The organism is Stenotrophomonas sp. SRS1 (assembly GCF_026130205.1).
GTDB classification, from domain to species: Bacteria; Pseudomonadota; Gammaproteobacteria; order Xanthomonadales; family Xanthomonadaceae; genus Stenotrophomonas; species Stenotrophomonas rhizophila_B.
Window position 1 is genome coordinate 869,505 of sequence record NZ_JAINFD010000001.1, and the last position, 15,354, is coordinate 884,858.

The following is a 15,354-nucleotide window of genomic DNA, read 5'->3' on the forward strand; positions in this document are numbered from 1 at the left end:
GCTCATTGGCTCAACAGCTTGCTCTTCTGAGCGTCGAACTCGGCTTGGGTCAAGACCCCTTGCTCCTTCAGCTTCAGAAGCTTCGCCAGTTCGTCAGCGACCGATAGGGGTTTTGCGATAGGGACCGGCGCATCTGCGGGCTCCTCTACCGCGTTGACGACCTGAGTGGTTGTGGGGCGGTAGTCACGCTCGACGGTGAACGTAAGTGCAGAGTCGCTGCGCGTCACATCGAGTTGATAAGTTGGTGCCTTGGTGGCTTTTTCCAAGCCGTCCAAGAAGTCACTTTCGGTCTTGAACTTCTTTCCGGCCACTGAGGTAATGACGTCTCCTGCCTTGACGCCCGCTCGGTCCGCAGCTGCACCCGGCGTCACCTCACTCACCACGTAGCCCGCGTGCCTGCCGCGCGGAGCGACTTGCCCTAAGACTCCTAGCATGGCGTGGTTAGGGAACGTCGTTCCTGGGGGAAACGAGCCTCCCGCGCTGACTAGGAAGTTCATGATGCTGTTATGGAAATCCGCCCCGGAGAAAGGAGCACGCTGCATCTGGCCGAATGCCATCTGGGTCTCCAGCCAACCCGATACCTGGACGCGCGATACTCCGGAAATCTCACTGACGTTAAAGCGGAAGAAACGCCGTGGCGGTGTGGAGTAGCTGTTCCCGAGCAGCATCTGCCCCATGATGGACTGGCCGGTGCTCAATGGAGACTCGCAAACAACTTCTGTATCACCGCTGCTTACGACCGTCCACTGGACGTCCATGCATTTGCTCGACAAGCGCGAAACCGCAACCGACGCCTTGCTTGGGAACACCGCCTCCGGCATACCGCTGGGAGTTACAGCGAACAGCTGGGAACCAGCCGCAGTGAACGGCAGGACGATGGAACCGAGCAGAAATACAAGCCTGTGAATGGTCATGTGCGCTCCCCCTAGAGCATTCGACGTCAAGCATTCCCGCAATAGTAGCCGTTTTAACGAAAACTACACAGGTCAGGGGCGGCCCGCCGACACGCTCCTGCTAGACCGAAGCAAACAGCCCGGCCCGGGGAACTGAACGGCGGGAAGCCTGATAACGTCGAGCAGCTGCGTCGGCGAGCTGGCCGGATTGAAGCACAACCCGGCAACCCGGGGAATACTGCAATACTGGATCGCGAGGACGCTGAGCTTGACGTCCGGGGCGCGGTGACTTCCCCTTCTGATAAGAGCTTAGGCGGTGAAATGAACAATCCAAGCAATCCCCCTACTTCCATCCAAGACTACGCCAAGCGGACTGCGGGAACCTTGAATGCCGCAGGCGTGCTCGCCAACCGCCTTAGCCTGCCAGCTGGCCTGCCAGACAAATATATGGTGGCATGGACGCTGCTCAGGGTCTCATTCGATCATGCTGCGAGCATCAATTCGCTCCTCTATCACCATGGCATCGAACTGTCCGGATCAGCATTTGCACTACTCCGGCCAATGAATGAGGCACTAAAACGAGGCGCCTGGATTGCACTCTGCGCGACGGACGACCAAGTCGAAACGTTCATCACCAAAGACAAGCTCCCCAAAGTCAATCTCGCCGAACAGATCGAACAGGTCCCGCCCTTTGATGAGTTCCCTTTGTTTAGCAAACAGCACGCAAATGCCTGGGACAAGTTCCATAGCTTTACGCACGCAGGAAGCCAGATCGTTGGTGCCTATACGCAGGGGGAGAGCGTCGGCCCCGCGTTCCAACCAGAGCTCATCATCGAAGTGCTAAACCACGCTGAAGCCATTGCGATGATGGTGGTCCAAATTATGGTAATGATTGCTGGAGATTTTGACCCTGACCTCGGGCATGCTGTTCTCGGCGAGCTCAACGAGATCATCCCGGTTGCGAAGAGACCGCAGGAAAGCTGATGGTAGCCGTTGTGGGCGGGAACAGCTCCCAGCTGCAAACGCTCACTGACGTCGCCCTTCCAAGCCAAGACAGCATGGGGTGGCAGTGTAAGAAGAGCCGATTTATACCTGCTGGCATCCGGAATGGAAGCGATCCTGCCGCTTCCTAGCGTGAAAGCCAACTACCAGCTGCTAAGCCACGCAGTCGCCATCTCAAGCCAACGCCGCTCTGAGGCGCACCCAATCCCCAATCAATCGCAACATTCCCTTCTGGTCTGTGCGCCTGAGCAGGCAACGCGTGGCCACTGTATGCTCGGGGCTCTGGACCCGCCCATAAAGGACCAAGCATGTTCACACCGGAGCAAACTGAACGCATCAAGGAAGTCCAAGCCATCCTTCTCTTTCCGCTCGATAAGCCCTATCAATTTCTTTCGACAAGCATGCTGGACTGGAACTACACAGCCTTTCAGACGGCATTGACGATCTCATGGCTGATCAAAGGGCGGCGCGAAGGACGATGGGTGGAAAATACAGAAGCGCTGGCATCTATTTCAGACCAGCTAGACTTCGGTGAGCACGCCGCGGAAGATTTAAGCGTGATCGAGAATTATCTATCCTCTTTGGGGCTGGACGACTACAGAGATGTTTCGCTCCCGAATGACTGGCCTTCATATGATGAGAATAATGCGTTCGACCCCGACTCGACCTCCCAGCAAGTCTCAGATCTTGCCTCAACACTAATTAATGCCAAGCCTGAGGATACGTTGGAGAATTTGAACGAAGTGCCCCGGCCCCGCTCGCCATGGAGTTCTACACCCGGCAGATAAAGGGCACCTTTGGGTCAACCGGGGGCGTGCTGTGCAACAAAATTGAGCGCGCCAGCCAAGCTTCCATCTGGGCCATCTCACGGCCATAGTATCGCTCGATATAAGCCTTACCTTCGTCGTTGAGATAGCGCCAGGTTACGGATGCGCACTCCCAGTGCCCCGTCAGGAGTGCTGCGCGCATTGCGTATGCCGCATTAGGGATCAGAGCCCTCTCAAGGATCGCTTGGCCTAGGTGAGCGTCGCCCGTCCTGTTCGTTATAGAAAGGAGCCCTATAAAGGCGCGCTGATCATCCGACTGTGTGGAGAGAGCAACGCGAACCAGGACTCTCGCCGTAGTGCGATGACCCCACGGCAACGCCAGTGCAGCTCCTCTCGAGCAAAATCGAGCGACATCTGGCAGTCCTTGACGGAGTAGAAACAAAGCCACGCGCGTGTGACCTCTCTCGGCGGCCAAGAGGAACGCGCGCTCCATCCTCAAAGACGTGCTCGCTCGGCCAACAAGCACGCGTACAGCTTCCAGGAAACCGCTCTCGCAGGCCTCGGTGAGCGCCCGATCACAGCGGGCAGCCTCATGCAATTGGTCAAGCATCCTAATGAGCGCCGCGAGGTCACGCCGTCTGACGGCCCGTACAGGCGTGTCGAACTGATCGTTGGCTATAAAGCGGGCCCCGGGCGAGATTAGAGCCTTGACATGCACCCTAGAGCTCCGCGAGAGCAATCGCATATCGACCGTATGACCCCTGACGAGGGGCACAAGATCAGGCGTGCAATGGCATTGTTCAAAGACGGCGTAGGTCATGGGGTGCTCCTCTACCCAACCTAGCGTCTGATCAATGGCTGTCAACATGCCCTCCCCGTGACAGGAGACGGTTGACACACCCGTCAGACCTCTGCGTGTTGGCCCCAGCCAGGCATGCAGGGAAGATTGCCAGTCCCTCGCCTTTGCCGCTTGTTTTCATTGCATTTTCTTTTAATGTAAGCCAATAAGGCAGGCTAAGATACAAGTCCGCGATGTCAACTCTCTAAAATGAGATCCGCTTTGCTTTTCGCTTAGCTACTTGCGTCGTTACGAAGACTCTGCTCGCCTTGACACAATCTCTCGGCAATTTTGTCTGTCTGCTCTACCGAGAGCTCTATTACCTTCCCTCGCTCAGTCCCCCCTTCATCGAGCGTCCCCGCAACGTGGAAGTGCAGATGCCGGATGGTTTGATCAGCGTCTACGCCATTGTTCTGCCATACCGCGATCCCTGGGCGCTTGTAAGCTCGATCAATTAGCCTTGCCGCATCGCGCACAGCAACCATGAGAGCGTAGGCCTCCTGGTCTTGCAGATCGAGAAGCGTGGCGCGGTGAGCTATCGGAATGATCAATAAGTGCGGCTTGCCTCGCTGCTCGCGCGTAACGAGCGTTGCGGTCAAAGCATCCCGGCGTAAAATTGTGTAAGGCCGCCCACCGCTTAGATAAGCGCAAAACGCGCAGTCGCCTTTCTCGGGAAGCAAAAGACCTGAGCTCACTGAGAACCCCTTAGCGAAGACAAGAAGGCCTGCAACTCCAATCTATCTAAATTCTTGAAGAATGGCTCTGGCACCACCATCGTCAATTCATCGCTAACCTTCTGACGGCGAGAGGCGAACATGAAGGTCAATATGATCAAGCGAATCGAGTCCTGAGCTGGCAGAACGGAGGAAATTCTTGATAGACCACCGCCCCAGGGGACAATTGCTACCGGTTGACCATTGCCTCTGCTGCCCACTTCGTCCCAGAGCATATATAGACTCTTTGTCACTACTTCAATCTTCGTGCTAGCGTTATTGCTGCCCGACATCTCCGAGTAGGCCGAAAAAAAGATTCGACGCGGCCCATTAGATACGGTGGCAACGGTGCCGAGTTCATAAATATTCTGCTTGCCGGGCTTCTCAATGGTATCGATCACCGGCTTCGCGCTAAGCGCCGTCTCGAGATCGGCATCCAAGCGTTTCCAGTCGTTGCGATACAAACGCGCGATTGTCTGCCCGAGCAAACTCTTCTGCTCGATAATTTGAGGAATCTCGGTGTCAAAGGAGTTGGTGATTCCGACGACGATATCCCCGTTTTGCTCAAAGAGGTCTCCTTTAACAATTCTGATCTTAGTCTGGGGCGATGCATACTCGCACTCGATTGGGCGTGGCCAAGTCAGCGCCAGCCCAATCAGGGCGCAGCAAATCAAGGCAATCACGAAAACCGTCCCGCCACCGAACCAATCGGCGCGCTCTGGCAGCCATGCCACAACGCCTTTCACGACAGCGGTGACCGTGCCGAGAAGCGCGAAAGTCTTGGTCAAAAATTTCAGCCAGAACCGCCGGGTCCGCATGTCTTGCAGAAGTTCTTTCATGCCGATCAATTTCCTTAAAGATCAAGGCCTTCATAGACTGACGACTTGTACTGATGCGGCCCCTTGCCTTTGTTGGCCGGATAGGCTACCGGATGATGATCTAGGGCGTACTTAATGATCTTCATCTGGAACGAGACCGACATCGTGTAGTAGTGGACATCAAGCAAAGGCTTCGGGATGAAGTTACGATCAACCGTGCGATCACCATCTAGGTTGGCCACAATGATCGGCAGGTCGAACTCTTTGATCACTTCGATTTCGTGCGCCAAGAATGAACTCCCATCCCCGCCCTTCTTCTTCGCGTCCGCACTTCCGAGCAACACGACTTGCTTGGCGTTCTTCAAACGCTCGCGCAAGTTTCTCTTGATGATCTCGGCTGTACTACTATCGCGGGAAATAAAGAACTCATGCGCGTCGAAGAAGCTAAACTCGATCTTGTCGTTGTCCCGCCAGGCTTCCATCATGCGGTAGTATTTGATGTCCTCGCTTGCGAAGGCGATGTAGGTCTTGTTCTTGTAGCTCATCTACTGTACTCCGTAAGTCCTGTAGCTTGATCGCGCAATCGACTAGTCGTTTTCGTTCTGCTCGCGAATTCACTCTAGTGGAATCAATTTAGATGTGGGACTAAAGCAACCCACCTAAGGCACAATCGTCACCCGCCTATTCACAGCGAGCGGTGAGGAAGATTCATACGGTAGAGCACGTCCAAAGGATGACCCTCCTCACGCCACTCGCTCCTCCAGAGTGCCAGGCCATCTTGATCCAAAACACTCAATTTTGACAGATCTAGTCCATGCACCACTGGCACCGTCGCGCTATCCATAGCTTTGACCTCCGCTGACTCCAGAGCCATGCCGTCTCGTATGCGCGGTGATCGGCGAAGAAGATGAGTAAGAGCCATCTCTGCGAAAATCCACGGCGATGAGGTCTCCCCCTTCTTTGTCGTACTCTCCGCCGTCATGGAGTTAGGCGTGTTGAGGAAAAAGACGGCCTCCGAGCGATCCATCATCTTGGCGATACCCATGGCAAGCATCACATGCACATGACTTGTCGACAAGTTTCTCAATGAGTAGTTATAGTATTTTTTATCATCATTTAAACAATACTTATCGTCGATTGCCTTGAGCAATTTGTCGGCACTTTTCCAAACCAGGGAGTCAACAAAAGCCTTGAGGCCGAATTCACTTTTAAGCCATGCCGCCAAGTTCAGCGCTTGCACTTCATCTGTGTGGGAATGAGAGATGAAGACGTCCGCCTCAATTACCGGGAACCACTCTTTCCCCAGGGCTTCAGCATAAATGACTTGATCCGGGCCGATAAAACCCTCCAGCGCGCGCTCCACACTGTCCTGCTGGACGATTTTCAGGGCCTGGCCCTGCAATTGATAGCCGTCAAAAAAAGCTGGCAAAGAAACAACCTGAAATCCTTTAAACATATCCATCCCTGATTATTATTGAGACTTCACAAGTCTACTTTACCTCTATTTTACAACGTCGCTTCTAGAGGTCGCATGACAACTACTATATTCGACTGCGCAAGACACACACGCAATGTTCGCCTGACTGCTATCGACCCGAGACGGCACAACTTGAGTCACACCATTCCGGACTTGCCGGTTCAAAGTTCACTCTCCCCCTCCAAGAAGCTGCTCTTACAAACTTTGGTCGAGGCCTTTTCGCGGTGGTCGGGATCATGAAAGCACTCAATAGCCTGACTGTGTAGCGATGTCTCGCCTCCTTACCGCTCCACGTGGCTCATCAACTCGATCATTGTCAAGACGACGAAACCCACCTGACCCTGAAGTTGACACACGCGCCAGGGCCCGACGCAAGGGAACACATCCGGTCTGGCTTACATTGGCATTGCTCGACATCGGCGTAGTTCATGGGGTGCTCCTCACACCAAATTAGCGCCTAGTCGGTGGCTGTCAACAGCACCTTCTCCGCGACAGGAGGAGCGAGAGAGCGGTTGGCGCACCCGTCATGCCTTTGCGCCTTAGGCCCGCGTGAAGCTACCCAAGAAAGATCGCCAGCCGCCGGCCTTTGCCGATTGTTTTGTCTAAAAATCGCAAGGTCAGCGCCGTAGATTTTGCTCGGCTTGAAGCGTGCCAGCTTCACATTGCCTAACTGCCTTCTTAAGTAAATTTACTTTAGGCAAATTGCCCCTCATTTATTCTGCATTCATTTTCACGTTGAGATATAAGTCTCACTTAATTGGCTTTTGTTACTTTTAAACACTACACGCGCATATATGGTTTTGACCGACCAGGCGCAGGCGGAAGCCATGTCGCATATAACCTTCCGCCAAAGAATAAGACAAAACTCACCTCATAACTCCCGAAACTTTCGAGACACATTTTTGCATTGCCTAAGTCGTCCTTGAACTTGAAATTTTTGCCATGATTTTGGATTGACAGAAATCTGAGCCACCTTATCAAAGATCTACCTTCTGCAATTGGATCGTAGATGCACTTTCAACACCCTCAACTTAATCACTATCTACAAAAGCCTACGGGGCAGCTCTATATCCGCAGCATACGTATCGGCAACGTCGAATTTGGCGATATGGTGATTCAAGATCGCGCAGGCGCGCTTCATCTGCAGGATCTGGTTCAAGCGACCTACGACCACAGTGAGAAGATCCGCCGATTACGGCGAAACGGTACCCGCTATCCGGAGCCCCTGCCCTTAGCCACCCCCGCCAGGCTTCTTTCAGAAGAGGTCGACGACTTCCTCAAAGACAAGGAACGGCAGAACCTTCGCACCACCACCATCGATGCCTACCAACGGACGCTTGCCATTTTGCAACGAGTGACCGGCAACACTTCTGCCTCTCGGATCGATCACACGCACATCTATCAGATGTGGGGTCTGCTGCGCTGGGCGCCTCATGACTTCATGACAAACCCTGCCTGTAGGGGCTTAACTCCTGAACTACTGATCGCCCAGGGCCAGAGCCAAGGACGACCGCAGCCGGCTAACTCCACCCTTGAACTCCATCGCCGCTTCCTAGCCTCCTTCTTCAACACCTTAGTCAAAGCCCGCGCCATTCCCCACTCACCAATGGATGCGTTCAAGCCAGCACGAGAAGAGCTACTGATCGATCAAGATGAGCCCGAGCGACTGCTTTCCACCGGGGAGGTCCAGAAGATCTTCAACCCCGAGACATTCCTCCCATGGGCTAAGAAATATCCCCACCGCTGGTGGTGTCCGCTCATTGCGTTGTATACAGGGGCGCGCATCAATGAGATCGCCCAGCTCAAGGTGGCTGATATCGTTCAAGACCACGGCGTGTGGTGCTTCTCTGTGCAAAGGACCGTGGATGAGGATCTCGCCCAAAGCACGGGGCGCCGAAGTCGCCAGAGCATCAAGGGCAAGAGCGCGATCCGCAAGGTCCCAATCCACGCCAGCCTGATCCAAGCAGGCTTCATGGATTTCTTGGCTGACATCAAAGCCTGTGGACACCCCCGCCTCTTCCCACACCTATCCGCCAGCGTTTCCAAAAAGACCGGCAAGGTCACCGGACGCTACAGTCAAGGCTTCGTCAATCAGTTTGGCAGCTACCTAAAAGGTGTCGGGTTTGCCAAAGGTATCGGCTCGCATGCGTTCCGCCATACGCTGGCCACTGAGCTCGATGCCAAAGGAGTGCCGGTTGAGCACATCGCCTTGATTACAGGCCACTCGCTGAACAAAAAGGCACCGGTGCTCCAGGACAATTATGTGCACAAGTCGGCCAGCAATATCAGGAAGATCCAGGTTGAAGCGCTGGCTCAATACCAGCCCTCGGCGCCGCTGCCTATCTATCTGAAGGGTCAGTTCAAGGAACGATTGGGCAAGGAAGCGAGGATGTATCCGTAACCTCGACTAGTGACGCGCGCAGACCATTCCTATCGCATACGATTACAATGCGACACCATTAGCGAGGACGCCAGATGCGCTTCTACATCGATGAAAGTGGCCACACTGGCGACGTAGTCAATTCCGGGACTGACCTGGACTTTGCTGGACAACCCTACTTCGTCCTAGCTAGTGTTGGCATTGCAGATCAGGGCGACCTAGAGCGCGAACTTATGGCGCTCCGGAAGCGACACGGGATCGGAAATGGTGAACTCAAGTCTTCTGAGCATTTGCATCATGAAGCTTTCGTAAGTGAGCTGATCGACTGGCTCTGCATGAACAAGGCACCCATCCTTGTCGAAGTCGTAGACAAGCGCTTTTACCTTTGTACGCATATGGTGATCGCAACGCTGGCTCGCCATGACTATGAAGGCCTAGGGCCGCATGGCGCGTACCTACTCAGCAATCAAGCGGCAGACGCGCTTTCCGAGCTGGCTTCCGATGAGGCGTTAGAAGGCTTTATCGAAGCTTGCATAAGCCCTACTGACCATTCGCTTATGACGTTCTTCGGACGCCTACTCAAGCCGCTCATATCTAAGGCTGATGCCAGCCTGTCTAATACAGAGCGCTTTCTAAAGGAAGTCGTCATTGACGCGGGAATACGCTACAAAATTGCGCGAGACGTCAACCCGCAGGCACATCTGGATTTCTTACCCTCACCGGATCTCGCAAAGCGCAGGCAGCCAGTGTGGATGCTCCCGAACCAGACATCCCTTGCCAACCTCTATGCCCGAATCAATTTAGTGCTTACAAGGAAACTCGCAGACGTCACGCTTGTTCACGACGAGCAGCAGCAGTATGCGCGCACTCTGCTGGATAGTCTCAAACAGGCCGAGCGAGTCGGAGAACTGAAAAAGCTACCTTTCACCCCCTATGCTGACTACCGCTTTGTGGAACGCGCCCAACTCGAATTTTCCAGCTCGAAGCTAAGTGCCGGGGTTCAAGTCGCCGACATCATCGCGGGCTTGATCATGCGCTTCTACCGAGACCGTAAGGCTGGCCGGAAACCGAGCGATGCCCATCGCCTAGCGTTTGAGAAGATCTTTGACTTGACCACCCCTGCCGTGCCCCTTGGCATCAACCAAGTTCTTCCGACGAAGGAATGCATTTTTCCCTGAACTTCACTTGCCCTGCCGACCATCAGCCAAGGTGGACAACGCGGCTAATCTACAGAGCCACAGTGAGCATATGAATGGCTTCGCTTGGCGCTAGATCGACCCTGCTTCACACAGCCCAGTTACCTCCTTGCTTTGCGCAAAGCAGGGCACTAACAAAGGTACTCCCTGAGTAGGACACGTCAAAGGCTGATCCTTTGCTCGGCAGCCCATTTGTCCTCTAATTCTGCATGACGGATCCAGTCCGCGGCGCGTTCACGAAGAACTTGGGCGGTTCGGGGCCAACTACCTTGCAATTTTTTCGCCAAGTCTGATGCATCTCTTGCGAGCTCTCGCTCCTGATCACCTCCCTCCGTCTCTAGAGCGGGTGTGAATCCCCCGCTTGTTAAACAGTTCGATCACCAACGCACTTTCCATCTCGCTGCTTCGAACCTCTTCGATCAGATTGCGCACACTTAGGTGCGGCCAGAGTCCGTCCCCTCTATCCACTGTGCTGTATGCAAGCAGCTTACCCACCTCGCGCTCAGCAACTCCGAGCCGCCTCCACTGGTCTGGACGTGACCGCGGTGACGGTCACCGCGAGCCAAGCAGAGCGGTGTCGGGCTTCGGGCAGCTACTGCATTGAGCATCGGGAAGTAGCCACGCTCAAATAAGAGGAAGAACCTTCAAAGCGCAACGGTCCCAGGAGGACTTTGCGCGCCGTAGCCTGACTGGCTTATTGACCACACAAATTAGCTCTGGCGGCGCAGGTTGAGTGAATGACATGGGGAGCGCCCTAACCCCTCCGCCGTGTCCACTATCGGCCAAAAGCGGACACCTGCGGCCAAGGCGAGGTCTGAAAGCGCGGCCTGTATGTTGCCCCTCGATGCCTGCCTGCGTCGGCCATCTCGCCGTCACGCAATCAATCTTGACCAACGCTCTCCGAACAGAGAGATGGCAAGCCCCATCACCATGATCAGCGCACCTGCAAGCTTGATGATGGAAACAGGGCGATGGGCAGAACCCAGTAACGCAAAATGGTCGATGGCGAGTGAGGACAGCAGCTGCCCAGCGATGACCAGCCCCACCAGGGCGGCCATGCCAATGCGGGGTACCAGGATTACGTTGCTGAGCAGTGCGAATGCCCCCATCACACCTCCCAGCAGCACCCATGCCGGCTGCGCGGGGATGCCTGCAAGCAGGCTCAACGTGTTACCCCGCGCGAGGCCGATGATGGTGAGCGACAACAGCCCCACCATGAATGAGAAAATGGCGGCTGCAACAGGGTCGCCACCCAGGCCTTTGGACAACTGTCCGTTGAGCGTTGTCTGCAATGTGACGGCCATTCCCGCAAGCATTGCCAACGGAAAGGCCCAAACGCCGAAGCTGTTCATGGTGGTCCTCAGTTCGGGGCGAGTGCGGGGAAGAACGTGCCGAACACGTCCGGCTCGTAGCCGGCTGCAGAGAACAGGTGCTCGCAGGATTCGTCCACCGCAGCGCGCAGCTTGGTCAGATCCAGGCCGCACATCTCGCCACCCCGCTTCAGCACGCGGCCACTGACCATCACCGTGTCGATGTTGCTGCGCTCAGCGGCGTGCACCACCGTTCCGAACGCATTGTTGGACGGATACAGATTGATGTCGCCGGTGCGGAACAGCACGATGTCTGCCTGCTTGCCCGGCTTCAGGCTGCCGATCTTGTCCTGCAGCCCTGCGCAAGCCGCACCATCGAGCGTGGCGGCCTCGAGCAGGCGGTGGGAATTCAGCGGGTCTTGCTTTGTGCCAGCAGTACGTGGCGGGCGTGCGTTGACACGCAGCACGCGCTCCAGGTAATAGGCCACGCGCATTTCCATGAACATGTCGCCGCTGTAGGACGTCTCGTTGTCGACGCTGAAACCAGGGCGCAGCCCATGCCGGACCGCCGCATCCCAGGCAAACATGCCATCTTCGATGCCGTAGTGCGCGTCCGAGCGCGGGCAGACATTGATGTGCACACCGGCATCGCGAAGAATTTCCCAGCCCTCATCCTTCAGACAGGTGCAGTGGTTGAAGATGTTGTCCGGTCCAAGCAGGCCCTGGGCATGCAGCTCGGGGAGCTGGGCGCCCATCTGTTCACCGAAGAACTCGGTGACGATCGGGATGCCCAGGCGGCGCGCCTCGGCCCAGAGCTCCGGCTCGATGTTGGCCATGGTGGCCAGTGTGACCAACGCGTTGGCCGGGTCCTTGAAGTACTTTTCCTGCAGGCGTTCAAGGTTGCCCGGCCAGTGTGCACGGTCCCAGGTGCCCGAAACCGGCGCACCTGATGCATGCAGCGCACGGATACGGGCATCGAGCAGCGCGTCGACTGCCGCGTCGGAGTGCGCGGCCGTGCGGCTGTTGTGGGAATTGTCGATCACCGTGGTGATGCCCGCATCAATCGCTCCCAGCGCGGACAGCAGGGTGCCCACATACATGTCCTGCGGCCGGTAGTGCTTGGCAAACGAGAAATGCGTGGCGTTGGAGTAGTGCTCCAGCGTCTCGGCATTGGAGTTGATCCGACGCAGCTGCCCCTCCCAGGCGTGGCGGTGGGAGTCCACCATGCCCGGAATGGCGATCATGTCTTTGGCGTCGATGACAACGGCGTCCTCTGCGCTCAGGTGTTCGCCAACCGCAGTAATGGTGCGTCCCCTGACCAGGATGTCCCCCCGCACAAGGTTGCCCACGTCCGGGTCCATGCTGATGATGGTTGCGCCTCGGATAAGCGTCTTTTCGGTAGTAGAGGCGGAATGCTGAAGGATGTCTCGCGAGTAGGTGCTCATTGAGGAAGGCTCGGCTTCTGGAATGCAGGCACTCTATTGCCGTCTTTCCGTGCGAAAAAGCCGAATTTGCCGGTTTTATTATTTGTAAAATCGGCATAATCTGGATCGAACGTGCCGTCAGCCCAAGGGGGGTGAGCGAAATGGACCGAATCCTCGCAATGCAGGTCTACGTGCGCGTGGTGGACGCCAAGAGCTTCGTGCGTGCCGCCGAGGCCCTCGCCCTGCCTCCGTCTACCGTCACAGGTCTGATCAAGGGCTTGGAAAAACACCTGCGAGTCCGCCTGCTCAACCGGACAACGCGCAGCGTCAGCCCCACCTCGGACGGCGAACGCTACTACGCCCAGTGCCGCGAGATCCTCAACCTGATCGAACAGGCGGAGACCGGCCTGAAGCCCGCACCAAAGGACCTACGGGGGCGGTTGAGGATCGACATGCCGGGCGGCATCGCGCACGCGGTGATCCTTCCGAATCTGGAGAGTTTCCGCCGCCAGTATCCCGAGATCTATCTGATGATCGGCGTGGGTGACCGACCGGTCGACCTCGTCCAGGAAGGCGTGGACTGCGTGATCCGGACTGGGCCGCTGGAAGACTCCAGCCTCGTGGCCCGGCCGCTGGGAAACTTCAGTTGGATCACCTGCGTCGCGCCACGCTATCTGGAGAGATATGGCGTCCCGCAATCACTTGAAGACCTCGCCGGCCACCGCGCGGTCCACCATTTTTCCCATGGTTCGAGGGGCGGCGGCAACCTGCTCTTCTCTGTCGATGGGAAGCGACGGGTGGTACCCATTGACGGCTCGGTCGCCGTGAATGAGACCGAGCTCTACATCAAGCTGTGCATGCAGGGATACGGCTTGGCACAGTTGCAACGCGTATTGGTGGAGAAGCAGTTGCAGGATGGCAGCTTGGTCGAGGTGCTGCGGCAGTGGCGTCCGCCGTCGGTGCCGGTGTCGATCCTGTATCCGCATCACCGTTATGGATCGCCCATCGTCCAAGCATTCACCGCTTGGGCTACAGAGCTTTTCTCCGCCAAGAGCGAGAAGGCATAGATCGCGAACTCAGCCGTCAGGGTCCAGATATCCCGAGGCGATGTCGAGCCTGTGTCGCTCAGGTGGACTACTTTAGCGAGCGAATCCCTCAGACAGATGCCTCCCGGACGCCACCGCTGGCCAACATGTCCGCTTCCGGCCAGAAGCGGACATTCGGTGCGACGACTGATTCAACAATCGAAGAGCACGGCGCAGACCTCTCGCAATTAAAAAGCAGAGAAGTCCACCTCACCAATCACTGTGCGCAGGCTGAGGCCCTTTTCATCTATGAAGCTCAGCAGGGAGTGCGATAGATCCTCGCACTTACTTGGGAACCGGACGCCGATCTCAGGCGGACCATTCTCGTGACGATCCTCAACCCGCACTTCAACGAACCCCTCTTCCTCGAGGATTCCGAGTTCACCATCTAAATCGTCACCCCGAAACTCGCGCTTGACTGTGTCGTACAGTAACGTCATCCACGGCGGATGGAACCGCCCTGAATCCCGATTTGTCTGGCGCGTGAGGAGCATGACTAAGAACTCACGTGTGACTCGAGGCAGCCGGGAAAGCCGCTTTGCTAAAAGTCTAATCTCCTTAGGCAGATCTGCTTCAATCTCTTCTTCGCTCACCTCTGCCGATTGTGCAACGAACGTTCGAAAGGCACTCCCATCACCTACTTTTGGCTTAACTCGCTGCTCCCAGAGATCGTAGCCGCTCGTGGGGTACTTGCCATCGGCGTCCGGGATTTCGAGATCAACTTTAAGCCTCCCCACTTCCTTCCGAATCAGCCGGTGTACGGCCTCCAGGCGAGCAATGTCAAGCGCAACGATTTGCCGGGCGAGATCATCTACGTCCCAAATGTCGCGCTCTTTAGCAAACCCAAGGCGCTTAGCGGCCTGCTCGTCAATGGAGTAAGAGCCCTGCTTCTTTCCAACTACCAACACCACGAAACGCTTGTATCGCGTTTGATGGTCGGGGGTGATCTTAGCAAGTGTCTTCTCGACCTTCGTCGCGCTGGCTGTGGCTGTTACCTGGATCGCTAGGCCCGATACGTCATCGCCGAGATCGAGGCCAGGCGAGTTGGACCGCTCTTCGTTAAGGTTGATGAGCGAACTACTGTGAATTGCATTGAGAAGGTCACGGAAAAAGTTCTCAGTAAGCGTCGATAGGTCCGTCAGCCCTAGCTTATTGCGTATGGAAACCTGACCTGCGACAACTGAGAGCTCATCGATAACCTCTCCAATATAGAAACCCCTAGTTATCATTCCAATGCACCTTGATTCTCTCTTCAGTGACAGGGCTACAATTCTGTCGTAACTCAACCAGCCTACCTTGTAGGGCTGGATCTTCTGCAGCAGAGTACTTGATAGCTGGCGCAGCATCCATAAGGTCAAAGGATTGAAATGCTGGTGTCCGTTACGGGTCGAGAGAGGACGCTAGCATTCTGGTGGTGCCCTCTTGCGTCGGCGCCGCCGCTTTCGGCCAAG

12 protein-coding genes are annotated in these 15,354 nt (G+C 56.0%); 5 read left to right on the plus strand and 7 right to left on the minus strand.

Annotated features, from left to right (window positions below; genetic code table 11):
• Positions 1 to 2: 2 nt before the first annotated feature.
• A complete protein-coding gene (locus K4043_RS03835) occupies positions 3 to 914 on the minus strand; it encodes a PDZ domain-containing protein (protein WP_265308257.1) in 912 nt (303 codons plus the stop codon).
• Between the two features lie 300 nt (positions 915 to 1,214).
• Here K4043_RS03835 and K4043_RS03840 point away from each other — a divergent pair, with 300 nt between their 5' ends.
• A complete protein-coding gene (locus K4043_RS03840; protein ID WP_265308258.1) occupies positions 1,215 to 1,877 on the plus strand; it encodes a hypothetical protein in 663 nt (220 codons plus the stop codon).
• Positions 1,878 to 2,203: 326 nt separating this feature from the next.
• The gene (locus K4043_RS03845) at positions 2,204 to 2,683 is read left to right on the plus strand and encodes a hypothetical protein (RefSeq protein WP_265308259.1); all 480 of its coding nucleotides are present in this window, start codon (positions 2,204 to 2,206) and stop codon (positions 2,681 to 2,683) included.
• A gap of 1,508 nt (positions 2,684 to 4,191) precedes the next feature.
• Here K4043_RS03845 and K4043_RS03850 read toward each other — a convergent pair.
• From K4043_RS03850 to K4043_RS03860, 3 genes are all read right to left on the minus strand, one after another.
• The gene (locus K4043_RS03850; RefSeq protein WP_265308260.1) at positions 4,192 to 5,052 is read right to left on the minus strand and encodes a macro domain-containing protein; all 861 of its coding nucleotides are present in this window, start codon (positions 5,050 to 5,052) and stop codon (positions 4,192 to 4,194) included.
• 14 nt (positions 5,053 to 5,066) lie between these two features.
• Positions 5,067 to 5,576 (minus strand): TIR domain-containing protein, encoded by a 510-nt coding sequence (locus K4043_RS03855; RefSeq protein WP_265308261.1) that lies wholly within the window; start codon positions 5,574 to 5,576, stop codon positions 5,067 to 5,069.
• 140 nt (positions 5,577 to 5,716) lie between these two features.
• Positions 5,717 to 6,493: a toll/interleukin-1 receptor domain-containing protein gene (locus tag K4043_RS03860; protein WP_265308262.1), complete on the minus strand. Its 777-nt coding sequence runs from the start codon at positions 6,491 to 6,493 to the stop codon at positions 5,717 to 5,719.
• Positions 6,494 to 7,517: 1,024 nt separating this feature from the next.
• On the opposite strand from K4043_RS03860, the gene K4043_RS03865 reads away from it, so the two are divergent.
• On the plus strand, positions 7,518 to 8,909 hold the full coding sequence (locus K4043_RS03865; RefSeq protein WP_265308263.1) for a site-specific integrase: 1,392 nt from the start codon (positions 7,518 to 7,520) through the stop codon (positions 8,907 to 8,909).
• Positions 8,910 to 8,983: 74 nt separating this feature from the next.
• The gene (locus K4043_RS03870; protein ID WP_049429735.1) at positions 8,984 to 10,066 is read left to right on the plus strand and encodes a DUF3800 domain-containing protein; all 1,083 of its coding nucleotides are present in this window, start codon (positions 8,984 to 8,986) and stop codon (positions 10,064 to 10,066) included.
• Positions 10,067 to 10,956: 890 nt separating this feature from the next.
• Here K4043_RS03870 and K4043_RS03875 read toward each other — a convergent pair.
• Together K4043_RS03875 and K4043_RS03880 are read right to left on the minus strand one after the other, a co-directional pair.
• Positions 10,957 to 11,436 (minus strand): DMT family transporter, encoded by a 480-nt coding sequence (locus tag K4043_RS03875; protein WP_265308264.1) that lies wholly within the window; start codon positions 11,434 to 11,436, stop codon positions 10,957 to 10,959.
• An 8-nt stretch (positions 11,437 to 11,444) separates the two neighbouring features.
• Complete coding sequence (locus K4043_RS03880; RefSeq protein WP_265308265.1) at positions 11,445 to 12,839, minus strand: amidohydrolase family protein; 1,395 nt, start codon at positions 12,837 to 12,839, stop codon at positions 11,445 to 11,447.
• A gap of 140 nt (positions 12,840 to 12,979) precedes the next feature.
• On the opposite strand from K4043_RS03880, the gene K4043_RS03885 reads away from it, so the two are divergent.
• Positions 12,980 to 13,885: a LysR family transcriptional regulator gene (locus K4043_RS03885; protein ID WP_265308266.1), complete on the plus strand. Its 906-nt coding sequence runs from the start codon at positions 12,980 to 12,982 to the stop codon at positions 13,883 to 13,885.
• Positions 13,886 to 14,091: 206 nt separating this feature from the next.
• On the opposite strand, the gene K4043_RS03890 is transcribed toward K4043_RS03885, so the two are convergent.
• The gene (locus K4043_RS03890) at positions 14,092 to 15,249 is read right to left on the minus strand and encodes an SMEK domain-containing protein (protein WP_265308267.1); all 1,158 of its coding nucleotides are present in this window, start codon (positions 15,247 to 15,249) and stop codon (positions 14,092 to 14,094) included.
• Between the last annotated feature and the right edge of the window lie 105 nt (positions 15,250 to 15,354).